This is a genomic window from Oribacterium sp. oral taxon 078 str. F0263, from assembly GCF_000469565.1.
In the GTDB taxonomy this organism is placed as follows: domain Bacteria; phylum Bacillota; class Clostridia; order Lachnospirales; family Lachnospiraceae; genus Oribacterium.
On sequence record NZ_KI273114.1, the window covers coordinates 1 to 7,292 of the forward strand.

Annotated in this window: 9 protein-coding genes; all 9 read right to left on the reverse strand. The window is 52.0% G+C overall.

Translation table 11 applies throughout. From position 1 onward, the window contains the following. Positions 1-140 precede the first annotated feature (140 nt). The gene (locus HMPREF1986_RS05885) at positions 141-749 is read right to left on the reverse strand and encodes a GNAT family N-acetyltransferase (protein ID WP_196806111.1); all 609 of its coding nucleotides are present in this window, start codon (positions 747-749) and stop codon (positions 141-143) included. A gap of 229 nt (positions 750-978) precedes the next feature. Beyond that, the gene (locus tag HMPREF1986_RS05890; protein WP_021773874.1) at positions 979-1,698 is read right to left on the reverse strand and encodes an SDR family oxidoreductase; all 720 of its coding nucleotides are present in this window, start codon (positions 1,696-1,698) and stop codon (positions 979-981) included. Continuing rightward, positions 1,691-2,107: a MaoC family dehydratase gene (locus HMPREF1986_RS05895; protein WP_021773875.1), complete on the reverse strand. Its 417-nt coding sequence runs from the start codon at positions 2,105-2,107 to the stop codon at positions 1,691-1,693. The genes HMPREF1986_RS05890 and HMPREF1986_RS05895 overlap by 8 nt, the downstream gene beginning before the upstream one ends. Further along, the gene (locus tag HMPREF1986_RS05900) at positions 2,104-2,337 is read right to left on the reverse strand and encodes an acyl carrier protein (protein ID WP_009214178.1); all 234 of its coding nucleotides are present in this window, start codon (positions 2,335-2,337) and stop codon (positions 2,104-2,106) included. The genes HMPREF1986_RS05895 and HMPREF1986_RS05900 overlap by 4 nt, the downstream gene beginning before the upstream one ends. 4 nt (positions 2,338-2,341) lie before the next feature. Further along, positions 2,342-4,135, reverse strand: a complete 1,794-nt coding sequence (locus HMPREF1986_RS05905) for an HAD-IIIC family phosphatase (protein WP_051273883.1) — start codon at positions 4,133-4,135, stop codon at positions 2,342-2,344. 185 nt (positions 4,136-4,320) lie between these two features. Continuing rightward, on the reverse strand, positions 4,321-4,725 hold the full coding sequence (locus HMPREF1986_RS05910; protein WP_009214176.1) for a putative toxin-antitoxin system toxin component, PIN family: 405 nt from the start codon (positions 4,723-4,725) through the stop codon (positions 4,321-4,323). Then, on the reverse strand, positions 4,726-4,998 hold the full coding sequence (locus tag HMPREF1986_RS05915) for an AbrB/MazE/SpoVT family DNA-binding domain-containing protein (protein ID WP_021773877.1): 273 nt from the start codon (positions 4,996-4,998) through the stop codon (positions 4,726-4,728). Positions 4,999-5,175: 177 nt separating this feature from the next. Further along, positions 5,176-5,538 carry a type II toxin-antitoxin system HicB family antitoxin gene (locus tag HMPREF1986_RS05920; protein WP_021773878.1) on the reverse strand — a complete coding sequence of 121 codons (363 nt, stop codon included), beginning with the start codon at positions 5,536-5,538 and terminating at the stop codon, positions 5,176-5,178. A 181-nt stretch (positions 5,539-5,719) separates the two neighbouring features. Beyond that, positions 5,720-6,925 carry an acyltransferase family protein gene (locus HMPREF1986_RS05925; RefSeq protein WP_196806112.1) on the reverse strand — a complete coding sequence of 402 codons (1,206 nt, stop codon included), beginning with the start codon at positions 6,923-6,925 and terminating at the stop codon, positions 5,720-5,722. Positions 6,926-7,292: the final 367 nt, after the last annotated feature.

Genomic DNA, 7,292 nt, shown 5'->3' on the forward strand with positions numbered 1-7,292 from the left:
GAAGGGAGATCGGCTGATGCCTCCCGGGTTAAGCGCCGAGGCGGCATGGGACACGGTCTCCCGATCCTGCTGCAAGCGGCTCAAATGCCGGATTGCAGGCTGCCGTCGGCATCAGCGGCGGACTCCGCCTCTTTCCGGCGCTATCGCTCCTTCCAGTAGCGGAGAAGCTCCTCTGCCTTCCCTCTCTTCTTCCGATAATCCTCCTCCGATAAGAGGTAGTAATGATAGGAGGCACCGCAGATCACGGTATCCTTTACAAAGCGAAAGCCCATCCGTTTTGTGAGACTGTTCATAATCCGGTTGTCCGCGCGGTCCTCGTTGATCACGCTCTGGACCTTAAGCCGGTCGAAGGCAAAGTCCAGGCTCAAAAGCTCCGCCTCTACCGCATAGGGCGCTTCTCCGGAATAGGTCTCATCGATCATAAAGCTCCCCTGCGTGAGAGAGGAGCCGTCGGGCGCGATGTCATAGAGCCGGATCGTCCCGATGAAATCCCCTCCCTTTCGGAAAAGGCACCAGTAGATATCGTCCTCCCGAAGAAGATACCTCTCCCCCCAGGCAAGCTGAGACTCCGGTGTGATCTCCTCATTCTGTGCGAGAAAGTGCCGGTTTCTCTCCCGGTTTCTAAGCCGCACGATCTCCGGGGAAAGGTCCGTCCGGTAGGGCACAAGATCGAGGAAGAGCCCCTCGATCTTTTTTTCTCGGTATTCTCTTATGATATCTCTGATCCCGCGCTCTCTGCTCTCCGGCATACCCTCTCCCTCCATGGTGAAAATCTCTGACTTCTCGACAGCACTTCCGATCACCCGGGGCGGAAGCGCCGTTCCATCTGCCCAACGGTTCTCCCGAGCTCCGGAGGAAAATTCCCATCCCCGGCATGGCTCTCAGGGCTCTCGATAAAGCTTCCCTCTCTTCCGATTCTTCCTAGGCGGAAACCTCCAAGAGCCTCTCTCCCTCTCCGCCGAAATCTCCGCTCAGACGTCAGCCCCGAAGCAGAAGGTTCTGCCCGTTCACCCTGTCACTCGCCGGGGAGAGCAGGTATTCCATTGCGGGCGTCACCTCGGAGGGCTTCAGCATGTGCTCGCGGACACCGCTGATTTCGAGAAGTCTCTCGTCGATTTTACGAAGGAACTTCGTATCCATCACGCTCGGGGAGACGGCATTGAAATTGATCCGCTTTCCCTCGTAGTCCGAGGCCAGAGAACGAATGAGACCGAGGAGAGCATACTTTCCGACCGTATACTTTACGGTGTATTTTGCGGGGAGACCGACCGTATTCTCAGAAAGCATGAAGAGAACCTTCCCGTTTCTCTCTCCCTTCGTCATCTTAGGGAGGAAGGCCGCGAGGATCTGCATGATCGAATGAAGCTGGAGCTCCATATCGTGAAGGACGCTCTCCCAGCGGATATCCTTCAGCTTTTGAAATTCATAGAGATCCGCCGGAAGGTGGACGATGTGAGTCGGCGAGGAGCAGCTTGTCCTCACCTCCCCGATCAGCCCTTCCACCTCCTCCGAAAGGGAGAGATCCGCCTGTAAAGCTCGGAGCTGATTTCCATTTTTCATTTCGATTTCCCGGAGGACATCCGGATGGCTCCGGTAATGTGAGAGAAAGAGAGCCTCCCTCTCCTTTTCGTTCAGAGAGCGGATCAGAGCGCTCCCGATCTCAGAAGACGCCCCCAGGATCAGATAGATATTATTCATAAAAGCCCACCGTAATTGCCGCCTTCGAAACCCTCTCGCCTCTTTGGTTTCGGATGACGGCGGAAATTCTGACTCTCCGAAAGAGCTCGTCCTTCTCCCGGACGGTCCCTGTGATCAGAAGCTGATCCCCGATATAGACCGGTTTATGAAAGGAGGTATCGAGCTCCTGAAGGATGCACTTCTCCCCGGGGAGATAGACCCCGACCAGCGTGGAATAGAAGGAGGCCGTCAGCATCCCGTAGACCAGTCTCCCGGAGAAGCCCTTGCTCTTGGCAATTCCCCCTTCCATATGCATGGGATTATTGTCCCCGCTGATCCGGTAGAAAAGCTCCATCATCTCTTCCGTGACGGTCCTTTGGAAGCTCTCCTTCATCCCGGGCTCTAGGCTCTCGTAGCTGTAGTGCCTCATCCCTTCTTTCTCTCGATCAGGGCGGCGAACTCCCCGACATTCTTTGCGGAGCGGATCTCATCCGTTGTGAAGCGGACACCGAAGCGCTTCTCGATCTCCGCGATCAGCTGCATATGGCTCAGAGAATCCCAGTCCTCGATATCCGCTGCCGTGGTCTCCTCTCCTATCGTAAGCTCCTCATCGTCAAATACATCCCGGAAAATATCCTGGAGCAGCTCCATCGTCTTCATCGCATCATTCCTCCTCTATGTAATAAGTCCCTGCGGGGATCTCTCCGCCCGGAAGCTCCAGGCGGTAGCGCCTCCCTCCTTCTCCATCCTCGCCCTCCAAAGAGAAGCCGAGCTCCGGCAGAAGCCCCTCCGCCATTCGGTTTTTCTTCGTGGGAAGGTACTCCGCTCTCAGCTCCGAAATTCCCTGCTCTTTGAGAAGCGAAAGGATCTTTTGAAAGGTATAGTTTTCCACTCCCTTTTTCAGAACGCGGCAGCTCATCACCCAGCTGTCGATAAAGCAGCTCTTCCCCTCAGATCGAAGGATGATGCAGGCGATGATGCCATAGTCACTGAAGCGGTCTCGGAGGGAGACCGTGTAGAGCCTGAAGGCGGGGTCCTCCATCATCTCTCCGATCTGCGCCTCGGAGTAGCGCCTCGTCCTCAGATTAAACTGATTCGATTTATTGATGAGCTGAGAGAAGCGCTCTCTGGAATTCTCCGAAAGCGGTAGGAAGGAGGCCTTCATGGCGAGCTCCCTGAGATATTCCCCGTAGTCATCCAGGCTTTGCAGAAGCTCCTCCCGCTTCCGGTTGTCCGCATAGGATTTGGAGCGGCTGATGTCCTCCTTTGTGAGCTGCAGCCAGTCAAAGGCGTGGAAGCGGTCCAGAGCCCGGACATAGAGAGCCGGGTCCTCCGGGACATCGACCACCGCGACCTCCGGCAGGAACTTTTCCACGATCGCCCGCTCCGTCGGATTGTCGTCAAAGAAGACCAGAGAATCCAGACCGATATTGAGCTTTTCCGAGATCAGGCGGAGATTGGACGCCTTATCATTCCAGTTTGCGACAAAGCAGGAGATATCATCATAGCAAAGGACCATATGCCGGTTCTTCTCGAAGGCCTCTCTCGCAAGATCCTCTTCGTTCTTACTGCATACCGCGAGGATCACGCCCCGCTTCTTTAGTAAAAGGATGTATCGCTGAAAGGCGAGAAATGCCTCCCCCACCGCGTCATTTGGATCGAGATTGATCCCCTCATATCCGAGATCTCCGACCGTCCCGCCCCAGAGCGTATTGTCGAGATCCAGTACCAGGCACTTTCTGACCTTCCCCGAGAGGGCGCGGAGCTGACGCCGGATGAGATCGCAGAAATTCCCGATGTACTGCAGAGAAAAGCCGGACTTATTCAGAAAATACGCCGTCTCATCGAACCAGTTTTTCTTTCCGACATAGGAGGCGAGCGCATCCACGGCGAGGATCGTCACATAGCCCGGACGGGATGCTCCAAGTAAGGCGTTGACCCTCCGAAGATAAGCGGTCCTGGAAAAGCCGCAGTTTGCCTCAAGATTTCCAAGCTGCTCCGAAAAGGGCAGCACCAGATCGGAGAGAAGGATCTGCGCTGCGGGAAGCTTCTCGTGGATCCTCTCGCAGAGCCCGAGAAAATAGCCCGCACTCTCCCTTGCCATCCTCTCCGTCTCCTCCTCGGAGGAGAAAAGCTCCGGATATGCCGGAATATCCCGAAGCTCCGGAAGCAAAACGACGTAATCCGGAGCAAAGCGGTAGAAGGGGGAATCGGAATCCAGAACATCCATCCGGATCCCATCGTACTCCCCCTCGTAGATCCTCGGATTCTGCCCATCCGAAAGGAGAAGCGCGCGGAGCACGGACACAATCAGCTGGATACTGTTCGTCCCGAGCACTGCGATCCGGGGAGCATCTCCCTCCCCCTGCTTCTCCGCCCTTCTCGCGGCCCTAAGCATCGAAGAAAAATCGCTGACATCCCTCGTCAGCTCCTTCCATTTTGCAAGATCCTCTGCCAAGATACCCCTCCCCGCGGAAATAGAGCCGACACGGATCGGCCCGAAAGCTCCTTCCCATACGCTCAAAACGTTATTATCATATCATAAGAAGAGGCACAGGAAAACACCAATTTCCTGTGCCCCTTCTTAACACCGCATCTTCTAGCATGAATGCCTTGTAAGCAATCTAAAAATACGACTCTTCCTTAATACTTTTCAAGGAACTCATTTACGCTGATAATCTTTGGATCCCTCACAGTCGACTCGAGAAAGTCCTTATCCCCCGTAAGAAAAAGGTCAACATTCTCATTCAACGCAGCCCTCAAGATCGGCCTATCCTTCACATCTCGAATCAAACATTCTTCTGCGAACTCTCCTTCCGGCGTTTTGATAAACTCTATCGACTGGAGAATGGTATAAAGGAATGCTTCCAGCTCGACAGCCTTATCCGGAAACTTCTCTTGAAATTTACGATGAAGTTCATCGATTACATAATCACATATCTCTGCCTCAAAGGGAGGCCTAAGTGATTTCATAAGGGCAGCAGCAGATCGCCCATTTGGGAAAAGAGCCGCCGAGATAAAGATGTTGGTATCAATCATAACCTTCATCTATCCGTTTTCCTCTCTTCTGGACCTCATAATCCAGTCGGCGACCTCATCCTCCGACTTAAATCCAAGTTTTTCCGCTCTTCCCTTCATCTGTTCCTGAAATCTCTTTAGAGCATAAACCGCTGAGTTCATGATCCTTATTTCCGAGCCCTCCACAACAAAAGTGATCCGGTCTCCGATTTCAACGCCTAAAGCTTTGCGCACATTTTTCGGAATCGTTACTTGTCCTTTCGACATAAGCTTTGCATCATTTGCAAATACTGTTCCTTCCATGACATTTACCTCCACAGACGGGAAAGCAGGGTATCCCTAGCTATAATTTTACATAGAATTTCTATATATGACAAGAAGATATGATTTGATTCCGATTGATTCCAGTTATCTCATTTCTACAGGGTATACGAACTGCTGTCATCCATTTCTTATCACAGGATGTTTATCAAGTCGTGGTCATACTTTCTCCAGTGCGTCATTTTTAGAGAGCAGATAAACACAGTACTGATTCATGCTGACTCCTTCTTCTTTGGAATGCTCCGCCAAGCTCCTGTGAAGGCTCTTTGGGATACGGAGTTTAAACTGCCCCGAATACCCTTCCGTATTTACCGGCTCCGCAATAGCAATACCATCCTCTATAGCCGCGGCAATCCATTCTTTCTTCGCATCCTCGGCATTTTCCGCAACACTCTCTATGGAATCTCCAACCGTAATACATCCAGGAAGGTCGGGATACCGCGCTATATATCCGCCTTCCTCCGGATCCGGAAGAATTTCCAGACGATACGGAAGGCTCATATAATATTGAATCGTTTTCATGTGCTGATTCCTCCACTACTTCTCGAAGCATCTCTACATATATCTTCTTGATCGGTTCATGTTTTCTTGCCATGATGACCATCAGCTTTCTAATGATAATCGCCTATTTTATTTACATATGCGTTTCTCAATCCGCATAGCGCGTATCCTGCCCTATCAGTTTTCCTGCTGTGTTATGAGATTAGAGGCTCTCTCTGTCCTCCGCCTTCTGTGCGGATGCGATCTCCAGCTCGATCCTCCCCTTTCCCATCGGCTCCAAAAGTCTCGCCGCTCTTTTCCTACGGAGCCGGACGGCCCTCAGCAGAATGCCAAAAATCGTATACGCCGACACACCGAGCAGAAAATCCAGCAGAGTCCACTTCAGGATCTCCAAAAGGAGCAGGAAGGGCTGGTCATAGAGAAGCGTGATGCAGTCCCTTATATTGTATAAGCTCCAGAAGAATGCATTTTCATGGATCAGATAGATCATAAAGGTGGAGGATCCCAGGAAGTTTATGATTCTGCTGTGTGGAATGCGGATTCGCCGGAAGATCTCAAAGAGGCAGACGACGAGAATGACGACAAGGATATCGAAATTTCCGAGCTCTCCGATGAACTGCACGAAATCCCCGTTTCCCCCATTTCTGATAAAGCTCTCGATATTTCCTCTCGTCACATTATAGCTCGACAGAAGATGGAACAGGTTGACCAGAGCGATCACAAAAAGCAATGAGCGAGTCTTTATTTCTTTAAACGGCCGGTATTTGTGGAGGAAGCCCCCCAGAGCATAAAAGAAAACTCCGATCCCTGCGGTCCTAAGCTCAGAGGCCAGTCCGTCCAGCAGTCTCCCGGACCAGCTGAACTGGACGAAGGCAAGAAGAGTAATCAGGAAGGTAAAGTACTGCTTTTCCTCAAGTCCCGCCAGGAACTTGTTGAGAAAAAGAGCCGCGATAACGATCACGACGAAATAATATCCTATGAACCACCAGCCATTATTGAACTCACCGGATACGATGAGGGCAAGGTACATCCCTGTATCCTGATTATAGAGGGAATCGAAGAGCGCCGACGCTATGACCAGTAGAACGGTCGCAAAGAAGAGCTGCATCAGTATCTTCTGCGAAACTCTGGCCAGATCGATCTTCTCCCTGGAGACCAGAAAGTAGCCGGAGAGCATCATGAAGAGGCCGTTTCCCACTGGTCCCAGCGGCATGGCGGCATGGATGAGCCAAAGCTGCGGATAAAATTCGGGACGATTGAATAAGCCGTTCCCGAAAAAATCGATCGAATTCATATCCGTGAGCTGTGCCTTCGGCCAATGCAAAAAGATATGAAACATGACGATCATCAGCATCGCCGCGATACGAAGGAGCTCGAAATTCGAGCTCCTGACTTTCCCGCTTTCCATGGAACTCCCCTCCCCTTTTCTGCGGGATGCCCCCTCCATCCAGGCCCCGCTGCTTTCATACATCCTAACATCTGTGAGGACTTAAGTCCAGGGCTCCGGCACAAGGCCCGCTGGCCGAAGAGTATAAAAAGATTTGCTTTAAAATACTAAAAGGGGATGCGGACAAAAACCCGGACTCTGACAGGATCCGGAAGGGACTGAAAAAATGGATTACGAGAAATCAACGGTTCGGAAATTCCGAACCGTTCAAGAAGAGGGAAGCTGTGTGATTGCTCGTACCCTTACTTACTATAAGCTCAAAGAGAACCCACCTGACACCCTCTCTCCTCCATGGCGTGAATCATGTCCACGACAAAGCGCTGGCACG

What these genes read in the sequence shown, in the direction of transcription:
- HMPREF1986_RS05885 (WP_196806111.1), bottom strand. Translation starts at nt 749, where the DNA reads ATGCCGGAGAGCAGAGAGCGCGGGATCAGAGATATCATAAGAGAATAC.
- HMPREF1986_RS05890 (WP_021773874.1), bottom strand. Translation starts at nt 1,698, where the DNA reads ATGAATAATATCTATCTGATCCTGGGGGCGTCTTCTGAGATCGGGAGC.
- HMPREF1986_RS05895 (WP_021773875.1), bottom strand. Translation starts at nt 2,107, where the DNA reads ATGAGGCACTACAGCTACGAGAGCCTAGAGCCCGGGATGAAGGAGAGC.
- HMPREF1986_RS05900 (WP_009214178.1), bottom strand. Translation starts at nt 2,337, where the DNA reads ATGAAGACGATGGAGCTGCTCCAGGATATTTTCCGGGATGTATTTGAC.
- HMPREF1986_RS05910 (WP_009214176.1), bottom strand. Translation starts at nt 4,725, where the DNA reads ATGAAGGTTATGATTGATACCAACATCTTTATCTCGGCGGCTCTTTTC.
- HMPREF1986_RS05915 (WP_021773877.1), bottom strand. Translation starts at nt 4,998, where the DNA reads ATGGAAGGAACAGTATTTGCAAATGATGCAAAGCTTATGTCGAAAGGA.
- HMPREF1986_RS05920 (WP_021773878.1), bottom strand. Translation starts at nt 5,538, where the DNA reads ATGAAAACGATTCAATATTATATGAGCCTTCCGTATCGTCTGGAAATT.
- HMPREF1986_RS05925 (WP_196806112.1), bottom strand. Translation starts at nt 6,925, where the DNA reads ATGGAAAGCGGGAAAGTCAGGAGCTCGAATTTCGAGCTCCTTCGTATC.